The organism is Rufibacter psychrotolerans (assembly GCF_016924645.1).
GTDB lineage: Bacteria > Bacteroidota > Bacteroidia > Cytophagales > Hymenobacteraceae > Nibribacter > Nibribacter psychrotolerans.
In genome coordinates this window covers 79,076-104,565 of record NZ_JAFFJV010000014.1, presented here as the reverse complement: position 1 = coordinate 104,565, position 25,490 = coordinate 79,076, and the positions used below count along the sequence as shown (strand labels likewise).

Below are 25,490 nucleotides of genomic sequence, written 5' to 3'. Positions count from 1 at the left end.
TGTCTTACACTTTTCGGCCTCATTGGAGTTCTCAAAAACAAACCAATTGCATCAAAGAGCCAGATGCTAAAACTTGAATATTCCTCTCGTCCTTCTCGCCCTTCTCGCCCTTGTTGGTGTTCTCACCAACAAGCCCTATAACTACGGAACATCAGTAAAGTCTTTAGGTCTATATCTTGAATAGTATGTTAACTACTGGCACCTAAGATAAATCTTGAATACAAAAGGAACATAGATTCGCTACGTGATGTTCTATAATCCTGACCAATCCCGTATTTAAGCTACTTTTGCAGAATCGGGGTAGAAACAGAAAATAAAACTAGAAAAAACAAAGACTTGATATACCCATCAAATTTTGAGCAGAAAATCGGGTTCAGCCAGATCAGAGAAATGCTGGCCGAAGCCTGTTTAAGTCCCCTGGGGCGGAAGTTCGTGGAGCGCGTGTCGTTCCTGGACCGCTTTGACCTGGTGCAGCGGCTGTTGCAGCAAACGCATGAGTTTGCCAACATCCTGCGCGCCGGCGAAGACTTCCCATCGCAGTACTACTTTGACGTAACCGAGCACCTGAACCGCGCCGCTCTGGAAGGTGCCTTCCTGGAGGTGCGGGGCGTGTACGAGATAAAAATGTCCTTACGGGCTATACGGCAGGCGCTAGGCTTCTTTGTGGAGGCCGATGAGGACCAATACCTGGCCCTGAAAGCCCTGACCCAGGATGTAACCGTGGACCGCCAACTGGTGACTGCCCTGGAGAAACTGGTGGACGACAGCGGCAACGTGAAAGACGATGCCTCGCCAGAGCTGCAGCGCATCAAGCGTGACCTGATTGGGCAGCAAACCCAGCTTCGGAAGCAGATCAGCAGCATCATGCGCCACGCTAAAAATGAAGGCTGGACGCCGTCTGATGCCGAGCCTACCATCCGGGGCGGACGTCTGGTGATTCCGGTGATTGCCGAGTACAAGCGCCGCATCAAAGGTCTGATCCATGACGAATCGGCCACGGGGCAAACCGTGTACTTGGAGCCGGAAAACGTCTTTGAGCTGAACAACGACATCAAAGACCTGGAGAACGCCTATCACCGCGAACTCATCCGCTTGTTGACAGCGGTTACGAACCAGGTGCGGCACCATTTACCGGCCTTGCGCAAAGCGTACCAGTTCCTGTCTTTGCTGGACTTCATCCGGGCCAAAGCCGTGGTGGCGAACAAGATTGGCGCGATTATGCCGGAACTGCACAAGCGTCCGGTCATGAAGTGGAAGAACGCCCGTCACCCCATCCTGCACCTGACGTTGCAGGCACAGGGCAAAAAAGCCGTTCCGCTTTCGCTGGATCTGGACCAGGAGCAACGCATTCTGTTGATCTCGGGACCGAACGCCGGGGGTAAATCCGTGGCCATGAAAACGGCGGGTCTGTTGCAGTACATGCTGCAGTGCGGTCTTTTGATTCCCGTGGACGAAGGTTCTGAGGCTGGTTTGTTCGGGGATATTTTCCTGGACATGGGCGATGAGCAGTCCATTGAGAACGACCTGAGTACCTACAGCTCCCACCTGCAGAACATGAAGCAGTTTGTGCTGTTCGCGGATAAGAAGTCGCTGGTGCTCATTGACGAGTTTGGTACCGGTACCGAGCCGGTGCTGGGCGGAGCCATCGCTGAATCTGTGTTGAGCCAACTGCACCAGCAGAAGGTGTTTGGGGTGATCACCACCCACTACACCAACCTGAAGAACTTCGCGGAGCGTACGCCAGGCATTGTGAACGGTGCCATGCGCTACAACCCCGCTGAGTTGCAGCCGCTGTATCAGTTGGAGATTGGTAAGCCGGGTTCTTCCTTCGCGCTAGAGATCGCCCGTAAAATCGGGTTGCCGAAGAATATCATTGAGAAGGCCGGTACGCTGGTAGGGAAGGAGAAGATCCGTTACGACAAGCTGCTGGAGCAACTGGAGCAGGAGAAAACCGATTTCGAGAAGAAGAATGCGGCAGTGGCCAAGCATGAGCGCAAACTGCAGAAAGCGGTGGAAGAGTATACGGCCCTGAAAGACCATCTGGAGGAAACCAAGCAGGATATCATCCGGACGGCCAAAGGTCAGGCCAAGTTGCTCCTGAAAGACGCGAACCAACAGATTGAGCAAACCATTGAGCAGATCAGACGCAGCCAGGCCGAAAAGGAACAAACCAAAGCGGCCCGGCAGCAGCTGGATGCCTTCAAGGAGAAAATCACACCGGAACCAAAACCAGTGGTGCGCCGCAACGGCTCGGTACCAACCGGACCTTTGCAACCGGGTGAGCGCGTGGCTTTGATCGGGCAAGACTCAGTGGGTGAACTGCTGGCCATCAAAGGCAAAACCGCGGAGGTGAGTTTCGGGGGCTTGAAGACCATTGTGAAGCTGGAGAAACTGGAACGCCCTGACCCCAACGTGGTGCGCGAGAAAGCCAAGAAGGAGAAAGAACTGGCTACTGCCACGGCTCCTTCCAGAGGCTTGGACGTGACCCAACGCATGGCCGACTTCCAGCACACCCTGGACGTGCGCGGGAAGTACGCCGAAGAAGCGCTCACCACCGTGATGAACTTCATGGACGATGCCATCATGCTAGGCATTCCGGAGGTGAAAATCATCCACGGTCGCGGGAATGGTATCCTGAAGCAGATCATCCGGGACTACGTGCGTACCTTGCGCGAAGTAGCCAGCGTGAGCGATGAACACGTAGAGCGAGGCGGCGATGGCGTAACCATCATTGTACTGAAATAAAGTACGTTTTGGGCCACTTTTCAAGATAATAGGCCTGAAATGATAAGAACCAGAAAGGGAGTCAGCACAAGCTGGGCTCCCTTTCTGGTTTTCAGATGTAGCCATGAAATGGGCATAATCCTAGCAATCTATGCCATCTGTGCCGTTGTTAGCGTTCTGTGCCATTGTTGGTGTTATCACCAACAATCCTTTCCAGGCTCATTTCTCAAAATTCCCCTTAAACTGAGATGATTAGAAGTTGTTGGTGATAACACCAACAACGGCGAGTGCTGAAGTAACCTCAAATAAAGAAAATACCTCTTCCTGAAAGGTTGTATGCCTTTTGTGCCATTGTTGGTGTTGTCACCAACAATCCTTTCCAGGCTCAATTCTAAGAATTTCCCTTAAACTGGGCTGATAAGAAGTTGTTGGTGATAACACCAACAACGGCGAAAACCGCGAAATGGCAAGGCTTCAGATATATAAAATGCCTCTACCTGAAAGGTTGTATGTCATTGACATGCAACCTTTTTGCTTATATAGGAATCTTTGAATTTATAGACTAACTTAAATCAAAGATTCTATCGTATGAAGACACCTGTTTACGCTCTGTTCCTGATCTGCTTGTTTTACCTGCTGCCCCAGGAGGCTTTCTCGCAGGTCTCCGCGCATGTGCTCTGGATGCAAACAGTGAACGGAGCTTCCAACGCTACTCCTCTCCACAGCGCCGCTTCGGCACTGGCCAAAGATCCTGATGGGAACGTGTACATGGCGGGTACTTTCCAGGGGAGCGCGCAGCTGGGAACCACCACCCTCCAAAGCACCGGTGCCCAGAGTGCCTTTATCGCCAAGTACACTTCTAACGGGAGCCTGGAATGGGTAAAGACCATTACCGGAACGGGTCTGGCAGAAGACCTGGACCTGGTAGTGGATGCCACGGCCATCTATGTTTCCGGTTTGTTCCGCGGAGAGCTGAACTTCAATCCGGGTGGTACCCCGGCGGTCTTGATCGGGCCTGATGTGAACGGACAGACAGGCTACTCTCCCAATGGGTTTGTTGCGAAGTACGCGTTAGAAACCGCCGATCTGCAATGGGCAAAACCAATTTTGGGAGACCTGGCCAGTAATGGGGTGTACCATGTAAGGTTGGCTACGTCGCACGGGGAGCTGTTTGTATCCGGCGCTTTCCTGGGCGAACTGGACTTTAACCACGGCGGCACGGCGTTGATCAAAAGCAGTACAGGCAGCTCTGATGGCTTCCTGATGAAGCTGAACGGGCAGGACGGTTCCACCGCCTGGTGGCGCGGGGTAGGAGGGGTGAACGGCGAGGCCATCAGTGCCATTGCCGCTAATGACGAGGGGTTATTTGTGGGTGGGGTTTTCTCCGGAGAAGCGGATTTTAACCTGAACGGCACCAAACCCGAGGTGATTTCCAGCCAGGGCGGCAGCCGAAACATCTTTTGGGCGCGCTACCATCCGGGGACCGGCGAACTGGACTGGCTGGAGCAAACCCGGGGTACTTTCTCCTTTTCCTGGGTGAACGCCCTGGCCCTGGACAACACCGGCATTTACATGGCAGGCTGGTTTTCTACCAGTACTGCCTCGGAGTTCGGTATTCAATTCCCGTCCACCCAGAACGGGATTTGGGAACTGGGCTGCAAAGGCGAAAATGATGCGTTTATGGCTAAGTTTGACTATAACACCGGCAAAACAAGTTGGCTGCATGGCGTAGGCGGGGCCGGGAAAGACTACCTGACCGATCTGGCGGTGGACTATTCAGGGCTGTATGCCACCGGCTATTTTGATGCCCAAACCGATGTCAACCTGTACGCCTCTCACAATGGCCAGCCTGCGCATACACCCTACCCGGTGATCAAAGACAATGCCGGGCAAAGAGACCTGTTGCTGCTCAAGTACGGGTTAGGGTACGGTGGTTTTACCTGGGCCAGATCTATCGGGAACGCGCAGGATCAGGTAGGGATGGCCCTCCTGACCGATATTGGTCAAAAGGTTTACCTGGCGGGTGCCTTCGGGGGAACGCTGAACTTCAATTCGGCTGGCATGATGCCCGTAACCAGAGCTGCCCAGGGCCAGAACACCGATGCGTTCCTGGTAAAATACGAGAACACCCTTTCTGCCTCTGCTGAAGAGCTGGACATGCATCTGAAGGTACGGGCTTATCCAAATCCTGCTTCAGAGTCGCTCACCCTGGAAGTTTCCCCTGAAATGAAGGGAAGAAACTATGTGCTGAAACTGGTGAACAGCTTGGGCGTGACGGTGCATGAGCGACAAGTGGAGTTCGCGGCCTCGGGAAAGCAGGTGGTGGATTTACCCCAACTCCCAGCCGGAAATTACACCCTGGTGCTGCAGAACGAAAGCTTGCACCTTACCAAGAATTTCGTAAAGCAGTAGCGGCAGGATAGGAGAAGTGGCTTTTGGCCTTTTTTCCAGAAAACGGACCAAAAACGAAAGAGGCTGGCATTTACGCCAGCCTTCTTTATTTCCTGAGCTGCTTGAGTAACATCCTGCCGCGGGCGTTGATGGCTTTGCCGCCTTTGGCCATGTGCTGGTGCACCAATTCCTCTATTTGGTGTGTGGCCTTTGCCTCTAGGGTTGCCCTCAGAGAGCAGAGAGACAGACTCAGCAGAAGTCATGGCGCGGGAGGCTTAGATGATGTTTACCTCGGGCGTGAGCCTAATCCCAAATTTCTCTTCCACCGATTGGATGATCTCGTAGGCCAGTGCCTTCACCTCGTTTCCGGTGGCACCGCCGTAGTTCACCAGCACCAGCGCCTGGTCTTTGTGCACACCGTGTTTGCCCAGCACCTTTCCTTTCCAGCCGCACTGCTCAATGAGCCAACCCGCCGGAACCTTGACGGTTTCGGGGCTCACCGGATAACCAGGAATGCCGGGATACTGTGCTTTCAAAATCTCAAACAGGGCCAGTGGAATCTCAGGGTTCTTGAAAAAGGAACCGGCGTTGCCAATCTTGGCCGGATCGGGGAGTTTGCTTCTCCGGATGTGGCACACCGCCTCGCTGATGGCCTTCAGGCTCAATTCCTTTACCTGCTGCTGGGCCAGGGTGTCCTGGATGGCGCCGTAGGAAGTGTTGAACGTGTGTTCTTTGGTGAGCCGCAACGTCACGGAGGTCACAATGTATTTGCCTTTGGCTTCGCGTTTGAAAATGCTCTCGCGGTAACCAAAGCCGCACTGTTCCCGGTTGAAGTTGACCAGCTCGCCAGTGGCAATCTCCAGCGCTTCCAGGGAGTGGAACGTGTCTTTCAACTCCACGCCGTACGCCCCAATGTTCTGCAAAGGAGCCGCACCCACCGTGCCCGGAATAAGGGAAAGGTTTTCAATGCCGCCCAGATCATGCTCCAGGGTGTACAACACTAATTCATGCCACGTCTCACCACTGCCCGAAGTCACCAGAACATGTTTCCCATCGGCATCTTCCGTCTGGGTGATGCCTTTGATGCGGTTCAAGAGCACGGCGGCCTGTACATCCTGCGTGAGCAAAACGTTGCTACCACCTCCCAGAATCAGCAAAGGCAAGGCTTGCACCTCGGGGTTCTGGAGCAACGCGCGCAGCTCTTCCACCGAGGTGAACTCGGCCAGCAGGGTGGCTTTCGCGTCAATGCCGAAGGTATTGTAAGGCTGCAGCGAGGCGCCTCTTATAATTCTCATGAACAATATGTGGATTTAGGGCAAAAATAAGAAAACTGAATAATATTGTAATAAATTCTATTTTTATCTTAAATTTAATGAGTAGGAAATTACTATTATATAAAACGAAATTAATCAAATTGATTTATAATCCAATATGGCTCAAATTTATATTTAGTAGATTCTAAACTAATTGGATTTAAAAAAATTATTCCGCTTCTATTTAATAATGAAGTGACTTTTACTGTAAATCTTCTAGGTCCAGAGGTTAAATTTTGAACTACAGTTACTTCATCGTTGGGGCTTACTTCAAAATATCCTATTGAATCAACCTTGTTCTTGTATTTTATTATGGAAGCTTTTATTAGGTTATAGTAGATTTCATCATCATAGTTTGGTCTACCCATTTTCTTGTTATTTCTTGCAAGAATGTTAGAAAGTATTCTTTTGTGTAAATCATTAATTGAATACTTATTCTTAGAGCATTCTTGGATGATGAATGTAAGAATACTTAGATTTCCACTGTAATAAGGAAATAAAGGATCATCTTCTAATGTGTTAATTATGTTTTCTAAGGTTGATAATTCATCAATTTTCTCTCCCTCTGTATAGTCGTTGTAATTTTTTATAGCTATTCTTAAGTCTCCTTTAGTTTTTAAAATAGGTGTTTGTAAAATGTGGGTGCGTGTTATATATTTTGGTGTTGTACTTCTAAATCGGCTGGTCAAAAAAGGTCTAAAACCTTCAGGTCTTCCTGCAATTATAGCCTGTAGAGGTAAAGAACTATTGTTTATGTAAGTGTGAGTTATTTCAAGAACCCTTTTGGAAAGATTAGGATGTACCTCATCTAAACCATCAATCAGTATTAGTTGTGGTCTGCTATCGGTGTTGTTAATGTTGTAATTAGCAAAACTTAAAAGCTTACTAAAATCAAAATCATGTGCAACTTCAGGTTTAAGGTTAGGCATTTCGTTGAAAGTATATTTGTTGTCACTGTTTGAAGTAGTTAAATCTGGTTCCAAAGTGAAAAATATTGGATTTAAGTTACTTCTATCTACTATTCTTGCTAAATCAAGCATTGTAACTTTATAATGATTAGCATCAAAACGATTCATGAGGAAGCTTTTACCTGAGCCGGCTGGTGCTATCAAATAAGTTATGCTACTCTTGTTTCTTTGTGTATTTGTGTATATGAAATTAAAAATTTCTTTGTTTAAATCTATGTAATAATCAACAAGATTTGGATGTAAAAAGGATTCATTACTCTTATCAAAAATAATATTTTCGTCAGCTTCTATTACTTTTGTTCTATCTGAATCAATAATTTTAGATAAATAAGTTATATGGGGGTCTACGATTTCTATTTCTTTTTTGAAGTCTGGCAAAACCCCTTTTATAATTATTAAGCCGTCTGTAAGTTGAGCAATTAGAATCACTCCTCCTGTGAATGTTGTTATTTTTATCCATAAACTTTGATGCCATTTCTTTTTAATAGAGCTTTGGGGTTGGTTTTTAGTTTCCATGTTTTTATTTAATTATTTAGTTTATAATAAAAAAGATATTTAAGTTCTGAATTAGAAGAGTGGTTGAATAAATTTAATTTTCTGAAATAAACTTTTCAATACTTAATAGTAAGTATCGAAAAGTTTATTTCATTCTGTCGTAGATTGTTTTTGAAATAGTAAGCAATAGAAAAAGCCACCCGTTATGGGGTGGCTTTTCTGTTTAGGGGCCGTTTTCAGGAAAACAGCTCTGAAAGGGGTAAACTATCTGGTTCTGATTCTATAGCCCACCGCCGCGAAATACAGGATGAACAGGTAGCAAGGCACCATCATCCAGTAGGCTTGCTGCGGGTTCATCACGTCGGCCAGGTAACCGTAGAGGAGCGGCAGCAGGGCCCCGCCGGCAATGCCCATGATGAGCAGCGAGGAACCCATTTTGGTGAACCGACCCAGATCCGCGATGGCCAGCGGGAAAATGGCGGGCCACATAAGCGAGTTGGCCAGACCCAGCAAAGAGATGCTCAGCACCGACACGTAGCCATCGGTGAAAATGGCCGATAAGGTGAAAATCACCCCTAAAACGGCGCAGATCTGCAGGGCTTTCTGCTGGCTCAGATACTTGGGAATGGCAATGATCCCGATCACGTAACCGGCAATCATGGCCCACAGGGTGAAGGTGGTGAAGCGCGTGGCCTCATCCAGCGGAATGCCCTGGCTGGAAGCATAGCTGATTACCGTATCGCCGGCCATCACTTCCACGCCCACGTACAGGAACAAGCTAATCACGCCAATGACCAGGTGCGGAAACTGGAACACGCTGGTTTTGCCGGTGTTGGCGGCCGCCACGGTTTCGTCTTCCTGGTCGGTGTCCACTTCGGGCAGGCCCGAGAAATAGGTAAAGATGGCCAGCAGAATGAGCGCTCCCATGATGATCAGGTAAGGTGTGATCACGCGGGCGGCAAGGGCATCCAGGCCCTGGGCTTTCTGGGCGGCATCCATGGTTTCCAGGCTGGTCACCAGGTCATCGGCCCCGGCCAACAGGATGCTCCCCAGAATAAAAGGAGCCGCCGAACCGGCGATCTTGTTGCAGATTCCCATGATGCTGATGCGCTTGGCGGCACTCTCGGCCGGCCCAATGATGGACACGTACGGGTTCACCGCGGCCTGCAGCACCGTTAAGCCGGTTCCCTGCACAAACAAGCCCAGCAGAAACAGCGCGTACGTACGCGACATGGCCGCCGGGATAAACAGCAGGGCGCCCACGGCGATGATCAACAAGCCCGCCGACATGCCTTTCTTGTACCCCGTTTTCTTCAGGAGCCAGCCGGCGGGCATGCCCATGACCAGGTAGGCGATGTAGAACGCGAAGGCCACCAGGTAAGACTCAAAGTTGTTGAGCTCACAGGCGATTTTCAGGTAGGGGATGAGGACCGAGTTGAGCCAGGTCACAAACCCGAACACAAAGAACAGGGCCCCAATAATGGCCATGGACTTCGCGTAATTGGTAGGCGGTGCTTGCGTGGCCTGACTGGAGGGGGTAGAAGACATTACTTTAGACATTTTTGTTAAGGTAGGGTTTTGCTAGAATACCAATATTAGGAAATATCTTTTTTCCGCAAACCATTAGGGCCAAAGATTTCTGCTTTTTGCTCCTGTTGGGGGCATTCTGGCCCCGCCGCCCCGCCACCGACAACAAAAACCGCAAACCAAGGCAATGATTTCTGCCGTTATAGGTACATTTTTGCGAAATTGCGCCCCATACAGAATCTCCCCATTTAACGCTCCACCTCTATGGCCAAAACCAAAGCAACCGGCAATTTCAATATGACTGCAACCACCCTGGCGGGGTTGGAAGAAGTGCTGGCCCAAGAGCTTCGGGAATTAGGGGCGCTTTACGTGAAACCTGGTGTGCGGGCCGTGACTTTCAGCGGAAACCAGTACCTGCTGTACCAGGCCAACATCTGCTGCCGCACCGCTATCCGTATCCTAAAGCCGTTTGCTCAGTTCAAAGCCCGCGATGAAAAAGAGCTGTATCTGAAAGTGCGCGAGATTGACTGGGACCTGTACATGAGCCTGAACGATACTTTCGCCATCAACGCGGTCGTGTCCCGGTCCACGTTTGAGCACTCCCTGTACGTGTCGCAGTTGACCAAAGACGCCATTGTGGACCAGTTCCGGGAGAAGACCGGCCGGCGTCCCAATATTGACGTGACCACGCCCGATGTCCGTCTGAACCTGCACATGCACGAGAACATCGTGACCCTGGCCCTGGACTCCTCCGGCGATTCGCTGCACCGGCGTGGCTACCGGCAGCAGACCAACGTGGCCCCGCTGAACGAGGTTTTGGCCGCCGGCATTCTGCTCCTGAGCGGTTGGGACAAGAAAACCCCGCTGTATGACCCCATGTGCGGCTCCGGCACGTTCCTCACCGAGGCCGCCATGCTGGCCCACAACATAGCCCCGGGCGTGTACCGCAAAGATTACGGTTTCATGCGCTGGCCCGACTATGATGCCGCCCTGTACCGGCGCGTGTATCAGGATACCGTGGCCAAAGAAGACCTGGATAACGAAGTGGAGATCTTCGGCTCAGACATTGACCCCGACTTTGTGGAAGCCACCTTCCAGAACCTGGAGTACGCCGAGCTGGATGAGTTTGTGCGCGTGAAAGAACTTGATTTCAAAGACGCCGTGAAACCCACCGACAAAGGTTTGCTGATCATGAACCCTCCCTACGGAGAGCGTATCGGGGATGAGCGCGAGATCAACGGCCTCTACAAAACCATCGGAGATACGCTCAAAGCCAATTTCCAGGACTGGGATGCCTGCATCTTTACCGGCAACCTGGAAGCCGCCAAGCACATCGGCCTGAAACCTTCGCGCCGTATCCCGCTCTACAACGGCCCAATTGAGTGCCGCCTGTTCAAATACGAACTGTATCGGGGCAGCCGAAAAGTGAGTGAGTGAGTGAGTGAGTGAGTGAGTGAGTGCCGGATTTCCTGATAGGTGTTCCAAAAAATATACCCGTTTTAGAGCCAATTTTGAGTAAATGGCCCTAAAACGGGTTTTCTGTTTCCGGTTGGTTGAAGGTTGGTTTGAGTTACTCCGGCCGCATCAGTTTGCCGATGAACAGGATGGCGTTGGTTGATTTCTCCCTGATCAGGAAAACAAAGGGTTTATCCACGGTTATAGAGGGCGGAAGAGACGTGACCACAATGCCCACCGAGGTAGCCGCGGCGGCTTCGGTGCCTTCTTCGTTCACCTCTACAAAGGTTTTATGGTTTACCTCTGAAATACTCAATCCACCGCCAGGAATCATACGGCTGAAATCGGCCTGGTCAGTGAAGGCCACGCCCATGCCCAGGTTTTTCAGGGCGGTTTTCAGGTTCTCAGAGTACTTCAACTCCAGCTTGAATTTGGGCATGTACAGTTCCAGCGTCGATGAATCGGCTTCAGACAGCCACTTGTTCAGGTTGTTCACCGACAATTCCGGCAAAATATTCTGCACGGTGCGGTTCTGGCCCGGCACAACCAGCGTCATGCTGTACTGCTTGTTGCCGTAAGGCAGGTCAATGACCTGTTTGGTGGCATCACGGTAGGTGAGGTAACGGCCTTTCTTCAGGTTCATAAAGGGGTGCGATACCGTGCTGCCGTCTTCTAACCTAAAGGGCCGGGGCTGGGTCAGGTTCTTATCAAATTGGTAGGTCCAGGTGCCTTTGAAGTAGATGGCGTTGATCAGGAACATCAGATGGTCGGGCCGCACCTGGTCCACAATGGTTTTGATCTTGCCCTTGGTTTTCTCATTCACCCAATTGTTAATTTCCTCCTTGGCCCCGGAAGACGAAAAATCCAGCTCCTTCACGGTGGCCTGAAAGTAGTTCTGGTTGGTACTCACAAATGGGGCCAGTACTTGAAAGTCTTTGTTCAGCCACAGTGAATTAGCCGAGGTAAACTGCACGGTTTTGTCAATGCCCACCAGCAATTCAGCCAGGCTTTTGAATGATTGATTTATCTCTTCGTCAGACGCATCACCAAAGCCCAGCGTTTGTTTCATAGCGTCTTTGGTGCCGTTGGCTGCTCCGTTGTAGGTCATGGTAAGGGCCATGCTCAAGCTCAGCGGCGAGATGAACACGTTCTTGTTTCCCTCCAGGTTGCTGATCTGAGCAAAAGACCGGAATGCAAACTCGTTTGTGCCCGACACGGTTTTTACTTCCTGCGGTGTCAGGGGCCTGAGGTTGGGCAGGTTGGCTTCGGGGGCCGGATCATCCTGCTGACAGGCAGCCGTGAGTACCAGCAGGGAACCGGCAATGCTCAGAAACGTCGATTTCAGAAATGCTATTTTCATGGCGGGGTGGCGAAATTTGAGGTGATAAAACTATTGGGTGTATAGGTTTATGACCCCTTTGAGGCCGCGTTGGTTGCATGATCTCTGAGTTTAATTACCGGAAAAAGCAAGGGCACCAAAACCGTATGTGTTGGTGCCCTTTTCTGAAAATTTGCCCCGAAAGGTTAAGCCAGGCTCCGTTTGCGCAGATAAATTAAAATACCGGCACCCACCAGCCACAGCGGCCACAAGTAAAAACACCCGATCAGGAGCGAAAGCAACAACTCCCAGCCGGTACTTACCGCCTCCAGGACTCTGGTAAAGAAACCTGGCTCTTCTGGTACAGTGACCGGTACCACCTGGTACATAGACAACCGGATGGTGCTGAGGGCAGTTTGGTTCTGCAGGTAGGTAAGCCGCGCCTCCGCGCTTTCAATTTCCTCCCTGATGGTTCTTAGTTGGTTTTCCACCTCCAGAATTTGCTGGATGGTTTTGGCCTCCTTCAGCAAACCCATAAACCGTTGCTCCACCGCCAGTTTGGCTTTCTTGCGGGCCTCCAGGTCCACGAATTCCATAGACACATCATCGGTGGTGATGGTGCGCACGTCAAGCTGCATACTTTCTTTCTGGATTTGCTGCAGCAAAGGCAGGAATTTCTCAGGCTGTACCCTGATCACGAAATCAGCGGTTCTGGTATCGTCGGTCTGGTGCTGGTTTGAATTGGCCAAAGTGGCTCCCGAGTGTTCCACCAGCGTTTCTACCCGTTGGGTGCTGGCTGTCAGGTTTTCAACCTTAAATTTGACCTCCGCCTGCCGGATGACGTGGGTGGGTTTGCCCTCTGCTTTTTGCTCTTTGGCAACGTTGGTCTCAGCAGAATCTACAGAAGCGGCTGCTTCATTGACTGACATTTCCTGCTGGCCTTGGCAGCCGGAAAAGAACAGGAGAGAGGCCCCGAACAGCAGGGGAAAGGAGTGCCGGAAGATGGTTTTCATAGGCTGGATTTTTCTTCTTAATCCGCTCACCATCAAAAAGGTAACCCAAAAACGGAGCACAATAAAAGTTGCTGGAAAGCCGTTTCAGGCCCGTTTGTTGGACTACTTCAGGTAGAATCACAAGCGCCGTAAACTTTTCATTTTTAGGCATTTCTCTGGAAAATAGGCTAAAATCAGAGCACCGAAAGAAATGCGACAAATAGCACCTAAAAAACAGAAAGGGAACCAGATATTGGCTCCCTTTCTGTTTTTTAGGTATGAAAGTCGGGTCCTTACAGACGGGTGATCTGCGCGCCCAAGGCGTTCAGACGGCCATCAATGTTCTGGTACCCACGGTCGATCTGCTCAATGTTGTGGATGACACTGCGTCCTTCGGCGGAAAGGGCGGCAATGAGTAAAGCCACACCCGCTCTGATATCCGGCGAGGTCATGGAGATACCACGCAACGGCACCTGCTTGTTCTGCCCGATCACGGTGGCACGGTGCGGATCGCAGAGGATGATCTGCGCGCCCATGTCAATCAGTTTGTCCACGAAAAACAGGCGGCTCTCAAACATCTTCTGGTGAATGAGCACGGTTCCTTTGGCCTGCGTGGCTACTACCAGCGCAATGCTCAGCAAATCTGGAGTGAAGCCCGGCCAGGTATGGTCAGACACGGTCAGGATGCTACCGTCAATGTAGGTGTCAATCTCGTAGTGGTCCTGCGCCGGGATGAAAATATCATCGCCGCGGAACTCCATCTGGATACCCAAACGGCGGAACGTGTCTGGGATCAAGCCCAACTCCCGGATCTGCGCGTCTTTGATGGTGATCTCAGAGCCGGTCATGCCCGCCAAACCAATGAAAGAGCCAATCTCAATCATGTCTGGCAACATGCGGTGCTCCGTGCCACCCAGTTTCTCCACCCCCTCAATAATGAGCAGGTTAGACCCGATGCCGCTGATCTTGGCGCCCATGCGGTTCAGCATCTTGCAAAGCTGCTGCAGGTACGGCTCACAGGCGGCGTTGTAGATGGTGGTGATTCCCTCGGCCAGTACGGCAGCCATCACAATGTTGGCGGTTCCGGTCACGGAAGCCTCATCCAGCAGCATGTACGTGCCTTTCAGGTTTTTGCCTTCCAGGTGGTAGAAGCTGTCGTTGGAGTCATAGGTGAACTTGGCGCCCAGCTTCTCAAAGCCCACGAAGTGCGTATCCAGGCGACGACGGCCGATTTTGTCTCCTCCGGGTTTCGGCAGTTTGGCCACGCCAAAACGGGCCAGCATTGGGCCCAGAATCATCACAGAACCTCTGATGGCGCGGGCCTGCTCAATGAATTTTGGAGTAGTCAGGTAATCCAGGTTGATGTCCTCGGCTTTGAACACGTAGGTGTCAGGAGCGGTTTGCTCCACCTGCACACCCATATCGCGCAGCAATTCAATCAACTTGTTTACATCTCTGATATTGGGAATATTGGAGATGACAACCGGCTCAGCGGTCATGAGTACGGCGCAAAGGATCTGCAGTGCCTCATTTTTAGCCCCTTGCGGGATAATCTCGCCGTGTAAAGGCCGGCCGCCTATTACTTCAAAAGAAGCCATGCGTTCTTATTTATTCTTACCTCGGTTCTGGTTCTGATTCTTGTTCTGGTTGTTTTTGTACTTCTGGTTGTTGTTCTGGAAGTTGTTACCCGGGCCTTGCGGCGCCTTGACATTGCTTTCAAACAGATTGCCTTTTTCCAGCAGGGCAGGGTTCAGGTCCAACTCACCGCGAGACAGTTCGCGCAGGTTCTCCAGGATCACCTCGTCAGACACGCTGTCTTTGTTATAGGTGCGGTACAACACCTTCATCAGTTTCCCGATGGAAATGATGGCGGCCTCGCGCTCCTGCGGATCTGTGACCTGCTTGGCTTTGTCAATGAGGCGCTCCAGGTTGGTGCCGTAATGCTTGTATTTAGGGTTCTGCGTAGGATAGTCTACCCGCTGCGGTTTATCATTGAGATATTCCATGGCGCTGAGCGCAAACGGCGCATCCACGTCCAGTTGTCCGTCAGACATCACGTACAGGTGATTCCAAAGGGTTTGTTGGGCATCCTGGATGTCTTTCACGTTGGGGTTCAGACGACCCATCAGGTTCACGAGCAGTTGAGCCAGTTGGGTACGTTTGGCTCGGTCTTCCACCGTCAGGATGTACTGAACAATGTTCTGGACATTGCGGCCGTACTCCCGCAGCAAAAGCTCTTGTTTAAAAGTGGAACTGGCTACCATGTGATAGGGTATGTTGCAAGGTCAAAATTAGGAATTTTTTGTTCGTATCACGTATCTAGTACCAAGTATCACGATAAAAGAACCTCCCTTTTAGGCCTATTTTTAGAAAATCAGGCCTAAAAGGGAAAAGGATCTTGCGTGGCTATGTCTACTAAAAGAGGTCTTGCTACGTGATACCTGCTACGTGCTACGCTTTACGCATGTATGCGCAGCTTGGCGAAACTCAGGAGCAGGGTTTTCTCACCCACGCTTTCAAACTCAATGATGGCTTTGGTGGAGTTTCCTTGGGTATCCATCTTAGTAACGGTCCCGAACCCGAATTTAGGGTGCTCTACGCGCATACCGGCCTGCAGGTTAGAGGTATCGCTGGGGGTGAAGTCAGCGGGTGGGGTGTAGGCTGCGGCGGCAACTGGTTTTTTGGCGGGAGTAATCAACTGCGCCGCCGGGGTTTTCCGTTGCAGCACTTTCTCAAACGGACCGCGCTCCTCGCCAAACTTGAAGTTGAGGAACGCTGGGTCAATCTCGTCAATGAACCGGCTTTTCTCGGCGGCCCGCAGGTTCCCCCACTGGTAACGGCTGGTAGCGTAGGAGAGGGTCAATTTCTTCTCGGCGCGGGTGATGGCCACGTAGAACAAACGGCGCTCCTCTTCCAGATCGGCCCGGCTTTGCAGCATCATCTGGCTCGGGAACAGGTTCTCTTCCATACCCACGATGAACACGTTGCGGAACTCCAGACCTTTGGCTGAGTGGATGGTCATCATGGTCACGTACTCGCCTTCGTCTTCTTTCTTGGTGTCGGCATCGGTGAGCAGGGCAATGTCCTGCAGGAAGTTCGCCAGGGATTTGTCTTCGCGCTCAGGATCGTCCACAAACTCCTTAATGGCGTTCAGCAATTCCTGGATGTTCTCGTAGCGGGCCAAGCCTTCCACCGATTTATCGGCGTACAGATCATCTACCAGACCAGAGTGTTTGGCAATGTAGGTGGCGGCGTCAAAGGCGTCTTTCTGCTCGGCCATGATAGCAAAACTCTTGATCTTGGTCGCGAAATCCTGGATGGCCACGCCGGCTCGGCCACCCACCAGCTGGTTGGCGTGGCTCACTACTTCCCAGATGCTGTGGTTGGTCTCGTTGGCGGTCACAATAAGTTTCTCCACGGTGGTATCGCCAATGCCGCGCTTAGGGTAGTTGATCACCCGGCGCAGGGCCTGCTCATCATTATGGTTGATGGCCAGACGCAGGTAGGAGATCAAGTCTTTGATTTCTTTTCTTTGATAGAACGACAGACCGCCTACAATGCGGTACTTGATGTTCATTTTGCGCAGGGCCTCTTCCATGGCCCTAGACTGGGCGTTGGTTCTATACAGAATGGCGAAGTCCTCGTAGGAGAGGTGCTGGTTCATCTTCTCCTCAAAAATGGCGTGCGCCACCAATTTTCCTTCCTCGTTGTCTGAGCTGGCTTTGATCACGTCAATGAGCTGACCTTCCTCGTTCTCAGAAAACACGCTCTTGCGCAGCTGCGCCTTGTTGTTCTTGATCACCGAGTTGGCCGCCTTTACAATGTGCTGGGTAGAGCGGTAGTTTTGCTCCAGCTTGAAAACCTCCAACTCAGGGTAATCTTTCTCAAAATTGAGGATGTTGCTGATATCAGCCCCCCGGAAGGCGTAGATACTCTGGGCATCATCGCCCACCACGCAGATGTTGCGGTCTTTGGCCGACAGCTTGCGGGTAATGAGGTACTGGGAGTAGTTGGTATCTTGGTACTCGTCTACCATGGAGTACTTGAAGATGTTCTGGTATTTGTTCAGCACATCCACGTGGTCGCGGAAGAGCACGTTGGTGTTGAACAACAGGTCGTCAAAGTCCATGGCTCCGGCCCGGAAGCACCGTTCAGCGTAGGTTTTGTAAATCTGGCCTATTTTCGGGCGCAGGGCCGCCTCGTCATCGGCCTGGATGGCAGGGTCGCGGAGGTATTGGGCTACCGAGATCAGTTTGTTTTTGGCCGCCGAGATCCGGCCCAGCACCATGTTGGGTTTGTAGAGCTTGTCGTCCAGGTTCATCTCCTTCACGATGTTCCGGATCAGGGTCTTGGAGTCATCGGAGTCGTAGATGGTGAAGTGGCTGGGGTACCCAATCTTCTGGGCCTCGGCGCGCAGAATACGGGAAAAGATAGAGTGGAAGGTGCCCATCCAGAGGTTCTTGGCCTCGGGGCCCACCACTTTCTCAATACGGGCGCGCATCTCCTTGGCGGCCTTGTTGGTAAAGGTAAGCGCCAGGATGTTGAACGGGTCCACGCCTTTCTCCAGCAAATGCGCGATGCGGTAGGTAAGCACCCGGGTTTTGCCGGAGCCCGCCCCGGCGATGATCATACAAGGTCCTTCGGTATTTAAAACAGCGGCTCGCTGTGACTCATTCAGGAGTTTCAGGTAATCCATGCTCACAAATATTCTTTCTAGAGGAAGAACACAAAATTACGGAATAATGTCGCATTTCCCGTAGCAGATTTGCCCTCCCTCTGCATAGGAGCGCTTTGCCCTGTTGTTAGCCTTCCTGCCGATCAGGCGGGAACAGGGCAGCGACTGGCTGCCTTGAGAAAGGCGAGCCTGGGAAAGTAAGAGCTGAAAAAATCCCCTGCCCAGAAAATTGCTTCCTGAGCAGGGGATTTCAACAATTTGCCCGCCGGGGCGGGACTAACGCGGCTACAGCGGGTTCTTCACGGTAAACGAGATAACCTTGCTGCCCGGCAGGCCTCCGGAGGTGAGCCCCTGCACCACCACTACGTAGGTGCCGGGCTGGTCAGAGGTGTAGAAGTGGGTTTGCGCTTTGCCCTGCGCCCCGGTTTTCAGGTCAGGCGACCAGTAAAGCAGGTTCCGCCAGTCGGGCAGGCGGCTCAGTTTCTGCTCCTGGGTGTTATAGGTGGGGGCATAAAACTCGCGTTGCTGCTGCAGGCCTTCGTACTCCTGCAGCAGGGCGCGGGCGTCCAGCGGAAAACCGGCCAGGTCGCCTTTGTAGGTGGTGTAGCTCACCACCCCGTCAGACACCAGCGACCCGTTGTAATAGCGGCTGGTCAGTACATCTAACCGCTGAATTTTTAAGGGGTCAAAGGCCATGATCTTGTTCAGGTCAAACACCGGTACGCCGTCCAGCAACACCAGCGGGTCGGTCCCAAAAATCTGCCGGCGCTGTTCGTCCGGAACCATGAAGTGGAAATTCCCGCGGCGCTTGCGTACGATCACGCCCGGCACGTACTCCCGCAGCACCTCTTCCATGACCTTAAAGCGCGTGTATTGGTCCAGGAAGTAGCGCTGGTTGGGTTTGCCGTAGAAGGGCAGGCTGTCATGCCCCGGGGCCCTGAACCGGTTCAGGTGCTTCTCAAAGTAGATGTTCTGGGCCTGGGCATCCAGGTGCCGCCAGTAGAGGGCACCTTCCTGTTGCTCGCTCAACGTAAACAGGGGCAGACGGGCAGAGGTGTGCCGCTCCGAGAAAGGATCGTCTAACTGGAAATGGTAGGTGCTGTCTTGCAGGAAATTGGACTGAACCACCACTTCTTTGGGGCCGAAGAAATCCTTGGCGTCAAACAGAACGGTGCCGCTGTCTGAGCTGGTGCTGGTGTAAAACCGCACGTTTTTGCCCGGCGCCGCCAGATACGTCCGGATGCCCTTGGCGGGCGCGCCGGTGGCCAGGTGCGTAACCTTTCCCCGGATCAGGTGGCCTTGCACCTCCGGCAGGAACCGGGGGGATGCTGGCTGGGGCCGGAGCACCTGGTCCCAGGTGAAGCGGCTCCAGCCGTGCGTGAGCATGAGGTGGTCCAGGGCCTCATTGGCCTGCGGGGAAGTCTCCTTGAAGTAAGAGGCCGGGGCTTCCACCGTTCCTTTCAGGTCTGAGGTGAGGTACAGGTATGCCGTAATGTCTGCGGGGGCTGCCGCCTGCAGGCTGTCTTGCCGGAAAACAGCTACCGACAGGTTGGCCGCGGACGGCTGGCCGGGCAGCAGGCTGGTGAGCAGGTCAAGGGTAACTTTCTCCCGGGGGCCTATCTGGGTCTGCCCCAGCGTGGCCTCTATCTGCAGCAGCTGGGTAGGGCGGGTGAAGAACAGGCGCTCGGCCACCGGTTGCTGCTGGCTGTTGAACAGGGTAAAGTGCGTGATGCCCGCCGGCAGAGAGTCTTTGGCCACCAGGAACTGCGCCTTGCCGTTGACCAGGGTGGCGGTTGCCGCCACCACTACCTGCTGGCGCGTATGGCCCAGCAAGTACAGCGGCTCTGCCTGCTGGTAGCTAGCCGCCGCCGTGAAGAGTACCTGCTGGGCGCTGTTTTCCTCCAGCCCCAAGGTGTAGCCTTGCTCCTGCACAGCGGGTAACTTCTGTCGTACCTCCTGGCCGCCGGCAAACTGCACCACAGCGGTGTAGGCGCCCGCGCTGGTAGGGGTGAACCGGAAGTGGCCCATGCCTAGGGTAGCGGGTTCAAAACTAGCCACCACGTTACCGGCCTGGTCCAGTACCTGCCCCTGGCAGAAAGCCCCTTTTCCCGTGAAGCTGTTCGTGGCCTTGAACGCCACCTTGGCAGGCAGGCCGTTTACCAATTGGCCACCCTCAGGAAAAAAACGGATGGCGTAGGCCGCAGTGTCCTTCTGGGCCTTGAGGGTCAGCGGCTGGAAGGTATTGATAATGGTCACAGGTTGCCCAAAGTAAAACTCTGGCCCGAAGTTCTTCATCCAGTTGGTGTACGCCCTTACCCGGTAATTGCCCGAGGGGAGCGTGGCCGGCAGAACAAAGGAGCCGTTGCCGCTGCCTTCTTGGAGGGCAATCTTGCCTTGCAGCACGGATTTGTTGGCGGCGTCCAGCACCTCTACGTACGCCACCTTGCTCATGCGCAGGGGCTGGTGCCGCGTGCCGTCTACGTTGTAGACCTTGAACCACATGGTTTCGCCGCAGGCGTAGGCGGGCCGGTCCAGGTGCAGGAAGAGCTTTTCCTGCACGTTTTTTTCCTGGTGGGCCTGCAGGGCTGCTTGCAGGTTGTTCAAGGACCGGATTTGCCCCGAGGCGCTGCCGAAGGACAAGCCCAGGAGCAGCAAGCCAAATACGGACCTTACGCCCCTAATGCGGTTTTTCAAGTGGAATGGTGAGGTATGATCTTCCGGGCGCTTCCCGGAGGTGCTGCCCATTTCTCTGTCTGTTTTCATGCTGTTTCCGGAATTATTGCCAAAAATCAGGCTTGGTGGTGGTGCCGCCCTGCGTGCGGCAATCGCCGCAGGCGGGAGAGGTTCCCAAATACCCAATGACTGAGCCGTTCTCATCCAGGGTGGTCACCGGAATCAGGCCCGAGGAAAAGCCCTGTTCCACCTGGTTAATGCCGCGCTCATCGCGCAGCAGCAAGGAGTCCAGCTCGCAGCCCTGCAGGCGGTAAGGTTGCCAGTCCTTGGGCAGCTCGGTGCGGTCTACAAACAGCCGCTTCTGCTCCACAGAGGTAACCGAAACAAACCCGATGACCGGCTCCTGCGGAGCGGTGAGGCAGCGGATGTTGCCCGTAAGCTGGGTTGGCAGCGGATCAAACAGGGTACCAATGTTCTCGGTGTTCTTCCTGAGGGCTTCCCAGTATTGGTAAGACTCGCGGGTTTGCGCGTACTGCCGCACCAGGATGCTGTACCTCCGCTGGAGCTTCACCGATGAGGCCGGAATGTTGAGCAGGGGATGCTTGCTCACCACGTCCTGGCTCAACCGCACGGTGTTGGCCAGGTTAATGTTGGCCGAGACAACCGTGCGCCAGCAGAAGAAGATGTTCCGTTCCTGCGGCCGGGGAATAACCCGGTTGTTGATCCACTCAAACTCAGAGTAATAGAAAGAGTTGTACTCCCAGGTCTCGTCGTACTCCCAGCGGTAGTAGCGGGTGTCGTTCTGGGCGTCATGGCTGGAGACGGTGATCTGTATGCCATCGTTCTTCACGTCCCAGCCTACCTGGTCAATGGCCGGGGTCTGTTTTACCTCCACGTACTCAGATAGGTAGTTTTTGCCCGCGGTGCGGATGCTGAGCCGGTACCGTTTGGCCGGGTTGATGGGCAAGGAAGCAATGGTGTACCGGCCCAGGCTGGTTTCCCGCAGAGAGAAACTGGGGCCGTTTTCTTCCTCCACCGTCACGGTGGCGTTTCCCTCGTAGACGGGGCCGCCCTCTTCTGACAGGCTTTGGGTGCGCGACAGGGTAATGGTGGTGGGGCCGTTGGAATTGATGTAGCCGCTTACCACCAGAAAGCTGTTTTCCTGGTCCAGCACCTCGGGGGTATAGGGTTCCTCACAGGCGCCAAGCAGGCCTAGCGCCAGAACGTAAAAGAGGGTTTTGAGGCTGTTTTTTAAAAAACGCATTAAAATCTGAAATTATAGGTGATGGTAGGAATAGGCCGCCCGAAGATAGAAAGCTGGTAGCCCTTGATTTTGCCGTTGTCTGACCGGAAGTACACCGAGTAAGGGTTCTTGCGGCCGGTGAGGTTGTACACGGCCAGGGTCCAGGAACTGTGGGCCAGCTTCTTGATCTTGTGGTTGCCCTCAATGTTCATGGCGAAGTCCACGCGGTAATAGTCGGGCACGCGGTGCTGGTTGCGGTCTGAGTAGAAGATGCGCTGGGCGTTGCCGTCCTGGTATTTGGCAATGGGCAGGGTAATGGGCCGGCCGGTGCTGTACGTGAAGTTCAGCGACGTGCTGAACCGTTGGCTGAACCGGTAGTTGCTGATGAGGGTCACATCATGCGGCTTGTCAAAATTGCTGGGGTACCACTTGCCCTGGTTGATCACCTCAGACACCTGCGGGTTGTTGAGGCGCACCAGCGTACGGGAGTAGGTGTAGCTCACCCAGCCGTTGAGCTTGCCGGTGAGTTTCTTCAGCATCACCTCCACGCCGTAGGCCTTGCCCTCGGCGTTGGCCACATCGGTCTCAATGTGGTGGTTGAGCAGGAGGGTGGCCCCGTTGCGGTAATCCAGGAAATCCTTCATCTTCTTGTAATAGCCCTCCACCGACAGCTCAATGGTGTTAGACCTGAAGTTGCGGTAATAGCCCAGGGCAATCTGGTCGCCCACCTGTGGGCGTACGTTGGCGTCGCTCAGCTTCCAGGTGTCGGTGGGCGACATGGTGGCCGTGTTGGAGAGCATATGAATATACTGGCGCATGCGGTTGAAGCTCATCTTCACCGAGGAGTTGTCGGTGAGGCCGAAGCGGGCAGACACCCGGTACTCGGGCCCGTGGTAGGTGGCAAAGGCTTTGCCCGAGCCGTACGACAGCGTGTCCAGCATGGTGCCCTCGGTCTTGGGTACGCCCGGTGCGTAGGCAAACACGTTCCTTGGCCCAAGGGCGTTGAACATGGAATACCTGAGGCCCAGGTACACCGAGAACCGGGGTGAGAGGTCAATCTGGTCAGAGACGTACAGGGCGCTTTCCAGCGCCCGTTCGCGCTGCAGCACGTCTGGCATGATGAGCGACTCAGACCCGACCGGCTTCAGGCTCCCCGGCTTCACGTTGTACAGGATAGAACTGGCCCCGAAGTCCAGGGTGTGCTTGGGATTGAGGAAGTAGTTGAAGTCTGCCTGCAGGTTGGCCTGGTTAATGCCAAAGGTAAGGTTAGAGGCGTTTACGGGGTTGTTTTCAGAATTTACGCCGTAACTGTAGTGGCTGTAGGCACCCGTAAGCACGCTGTAGAGTTTGTTGTGGAAGATGTGCTTCCACTTCACGCTGGCGTTCTGGTTGGTGAAGTTATAGAGGGTATCGCTGGCCAGCCTGAATTTGTCTTTGCTCAGGTACCCCGACACGTACAGCGTGTTCTTGTCGTCAAACTCGTGGTTGATCTGGGCGTTCACGTCATAGAAAGACGCCGAGCTCTTGCTGAAGCTCTCCTGGGGCAGTTTTTTCAGGAGCCAGTCAGAATAGGTGCTGCGGCCGGCCACCAGGAACGAGGTCTTGTCCTTGGTGATGGGGCCTTCCAGGGTTAGGCGGCTGGTGAGGAGCCCAAGACCGCCCGAGCCGGAAAACTTTTTCTTGTTGCCGTCGCGGGTAACCACCTCCAGCACCGAGGAAAGGCGTCCGCCGTACCGGGCCGGGATGTTGCTCTTGTGCAGCTCCACGGTTTTCACGATGTCTGGGTTAAACGCCGAGAAAAAGCCGAACAGGTGCGAAGGGTTGTACACGGTGGCATCGTTGAAGAGGATCAGGTTCTGGTCGGTGGAGCCGCCGCGCACGTTCATGCCGGTGCTGCCTTCGCCCACCGACTTTACCCCCGGCAGGGTGAGCACCACCCGCAGAATGTCGGTTTCACCAAAGGCGGTGGGCACCTGTTTAATGGCCCTGATGTCCAGGCGCTCCATGCCCATCTGCATGCCGGCCACGTTGCGGTCTTTCTCGGCCTCCACCAAAACTTCCTTCAGCGACCGTACATCTTCCTCAATCTCAATGTCCAGCTTTCCGTCTGAGTACAGGGCAATGCGGCGCTTAGAGTTCTTGATGCCAATACCCCTGATCAGGAGTTCGTGCTGGCCCACGGGCAGGGTGAGGGAAAAGTAGCCGTACTGGTCTGAGGTGGTGGCCACCAACGGCGACTGGATGTACACCGAGGCCCCGATGATAGGCTCCCCGGACTTGGCATCGCGCAGGTGGCCGGCCAGGTTCGCGTTTCCGGTGGCATTTTCGCGTTTTACCCCAATAACGTACAACTTGGCCTCAGAGGTGTTTTTCTTTCGGTCCTGGTCGCCGGCCAGGTAAGGCTGGGAGGCTGCGCTCCGGCCAGCGGGCGTACTGGGCTGAGCGGCCGGCGCCTCGCGGCGGAGGAAACCGGCGGGCAGGTGGGCCATAAAATCCTTGCCTTGCGTGATGAGCACAAAGCCCTGCGGCGTGATGGCGAACTTAAGGGTGGTTCCGGCAAAAACCTGCTCCAGAATGGGGGCCAGGGGCTGTTGCGCCACCTGCAGGGTTACCTGCAGGCTGTCTACCCAGGCCGGGTCATAGTAAAAGCGGTACCGGGAGTTGGCTTCCACCTGCCGCACAAACTCCTGGAATGAAGCGTTCTGCAGGGTGAGCGAGAGCGGCGGCGCCTCTGCCGTCTGGGCCCGGGCCGGGGCAAGGCCGGCCAGCAGCAAGAAGGCAAATAAGATAGTAATACGGTAAAGTTGGGGCATCATGAACGTGACAGAAAATTGGGAAAGGGCAAAAGAGAGGGCAGGTTACGGGTTCAGGGAGTTGTAGTGGATCACCAGGGCCAGAATGGCTTGCTCACGCTGTCTCCTGAACTTCAATTTCTGGGAGCGCGCGTGCTTTTTGAGTTCTTTCTTCTTGTCCTGGAACACCCGGTACACCGATTTGCCGGTTTTCACCTGGTGGTAACGGTTGTCTTTCTGGATGTAGAACTTATCGTCGGGTTTATACTTTTCCACTTCGCGGTTGTCTTCCACCACGTGTTCCTTCAGTTTTTTGCGCTTTACCAGCAGTTGGGTGGGCCCGTCGTGCAGCAGGTCATAGAAGCCGGTGGGCAGCGTGGCCGCCGCCGCAGTGTCCGGGGCCACATGGCGCACAAAGTGGTGCCCCTGCAGCAGAAAGGCGGTCAGTTTCTCGCTCACCAGTTTCTGCAGCAGAACCCCGTTCTTCACCAGCACCACCTCATCGGTGACCACGTCATACAGCAGCGGTACTTCCTGGTACCAGTCGCCGTCATAGTGCACGGCCCCGGTGGCCTTCTGGTCCTGGAGGAAAAACTGGTGCCCCTCGCGGTAGAGCCTCCGGTAATCAACGTACTCGGGGCCATTGAACAGGTGGGCTTCCGGTTGGGTAGCCTGCTGGTACAGGCTAACGGGGTAAGGGGTGGAGGGCTGTTGATGGGGGGCGTTCTGGGGGGCGATGGCTTGGGAGAACGTTTTGCTCCCCGTCAGGACGAGGGTGGCAGTCAGCAGGAGGAGTTTGACGTCCGGTTTCTGAAGCATTGAAGTACGGGCTTAAGCAGGAAAGTTTTAAAAACTCTCCAATTTATTATAATTTAATTATTTATATGTTTTTATTTTCTGCAGTTCCAGCAAAACCGGCCCGTA

General features: G+C 53.5%; 15 protein-coding genes. 3 read left to right on the top strand and 12 right to left on the bottom strand.

The window, feature by feature from the left end; translation table 11 throughout:
- Nucleotides 1-336 precede the first annotated feature (336 nt).
- Nucleotides 337-2,745: an endonuclease MutS2 gene (locus tag JT718_RS14040; RefSeq protein ID WP_205503340.1), complete on the top strand. Its 2,409-nt coding sequence runs from the start codon at nt 337-339 to the stop codon at nt 2,743-2,745.
- Between the two features lie 567 nt (nt 2,746-3,312).
- The gene (locus JT718_RS14035) at nt 3,313-5,136 is read left to right on the top strand and encodes a T9SS type A sorting domain-containing protein (protein WP_205503339.1); all 1,824 of its coding nucleotides are present in this window, start codon (nt 3,313-3,315) and stop codon (nt 5,134-5,136) included.
- 254 nt (nt 5,137-5,390) lie between these two features.
- On the opposite strand, the gene murB is transcribed toward JT718_RS14035, so the two are convergent.
- From murB to JT718_RS14020, 3 genes are all read right to left on the bottom strand, one after another.
- Nucleotides 5,391-6,410, bottom strand: a complete 1,020-nt coding sequence (gene murB, locus JT718_RS14030) for a UDP-N-acetylmuramate dehydrogenase (RefSeq protein WP_205503338.1) — start codon at nt 6,408-6,410, stop codon at nt 5,391-5,393.
- A gap of 110 nt (nt 6,411-6,520) precedes the next feature.
- Nucleotides 6,521-7,912: an NACHT domain-containing protein gene (locus JT718_RS14025; RefSeq protein WP_205503337.1), complete on the bottom strand. Its 1,392-nt coding sequence runs from the start codon at nt 7,910-7,912 to the stop codon at nt 6,521-6,523.
- A gap of 243 nt (nt 7,913-8,155) precedes the next feature.
- Nucleotides 8,156-9,451, bottom strand: coding sequence for a sugar MFS transporter (locus tag JT718_RS14020; RefSeq protein WP_317195514.1), 1,296 nt, complete (start codon nt 9,449-9,451; stop codon nt 8,156-8,158).
- Between the two features lie 264 nt (nt 9,452-9,715).
- On the opposite strand from JT718_RS14020, the gene JT718_RS14015 reads away from it, so the two are divergent.
- Nucleotides 9,716-10,855: a THUMP domain-containing class I SAM-dependent RNA methyltransferase gene (locus tag JT718_RS14015; RefSeq protein ID WP_240337095.1), complete on the top strand. Its 1,140-nt coding sequence runs from the start codon at nt 9,716-9,718 to the stop codon at nt 10,853-10,855.
- 133 nt (nt 10,856-10,988) lie between these two features.
- On the opposite strand, the gene JT718_RS14010 is transcribed toward JT718_RS14015, so the two are convergent.
- From JT718_RS14010 to JT718_RS13970, 9 genes are all read right to left on the bottom strand, one after another.
- A complete protein-coding gene (locus tag JT718_RS14010; RefSeq protein ID WP_205503335.1) occupies nt 10,989-12,233 on the bottom strand; it encodes a serpin family protein in 1,245 nt (414 codons plus the stop codon).
- A 164-nt stretch (nt 12,234-12,397) separates the two neighbouring features.
- Nucleotides 12,398-13,204 (bottom strand): DUF4349 domain-containing protein, encoded by an 807-nt coding sequence (locus JT718_RS14005; protein ID WP_205503334.1) that lies wholly within the window; start codon nt 13,202-13,204, stop codon nt 12,398-12,400.
- Nucleotides 13,205-13,476: 272 nt separating this feature from the next.
- Nucleotides 13,477-14,781, bottom strand: a complete 1,305-nt coding sequence (gene murA / locus JT718_RS14000; RefSeq protein WP_205503333.1) for a UDP-N-acetylglucosamine 1-carboxyvinyltransferase — start codon at nt 14,779-14,781, stop codon at nt 13,477-13,479.
- Nucleotides 14,782-14,787: 6 nt separating this feature from the next.
- A complete protein-coding gene (locus JT718_RS13995) occupies nt 14,788-15,447 on the bottom strand; it encodes a DUF4290 domain-containing protein (protein ID WP_205503332.1) in 660 nt (219 codons plus the stop codon).
- Between the two features lie 194 nt (nt 15,448-15,641).
- On the bottom strand, nt 15,642-17,879 hold the full coding sequence (locus JT718_RS13990; protein ID WP_205503331.1) for an ATP-dependent helicase: 2,238 nt from the start codon (nt 17,877-17,879) through the stop codon (nt 15,642-15,644).
- A gap of 264 nt (nt 17,880-18,143) precedes the next feature.
- The gene (locus JT718_RS13985; protein WP_205503330.1) at nt 18,144-20,621 is read right to left on the bottom strand and encodes a hypothetical protein; all 2,478 of its coding nucleotides are present in this window, start codon (nt 20,619-20,621) and stop codon (nt 18,144-18,146) included.
- A gap of 13 nt (nt 20,622-20,634) precedes the next feature.
- Nucleotides 20,635-21,795, bottom strand: a complete 1,161-nt coding sequence (locus tag JT718_RS13980) for a DUF4249 domain-containing protein (protein ID WP_205503329.1) — start codon at nt 21,793-21,795, stop codon at nt 20,635-20,637.
- Entirely contained in the window at nt 21,795-24,587 is a 2,793-nt protein-coding gene (locus JT718_RS13975; protein ID WP_205503416.1) for a TonB-dependent receptor, read from the bottom strand. Before JT718_RS13975 ends, JT718_RS13980 begins: the two co-directional genes overlap by 1 nt.
- Before the next feature lie 45 nt (nt 24,588-24,632).
- The gene (locus tag JT718_RS13970; protein ID WP_205503328.1) at nt 24,633-25,385 is read right to left on the bottom strand and encodes a hypothetical protein; all 753 of its coding nucleotides are present in this window, start codon (nt 25,383-25,385) and stop codon (nt 24,633-24,635) included.
- Between the last annotated feature and the right edge of the window lie 105 nt (nt 25,386-25,490).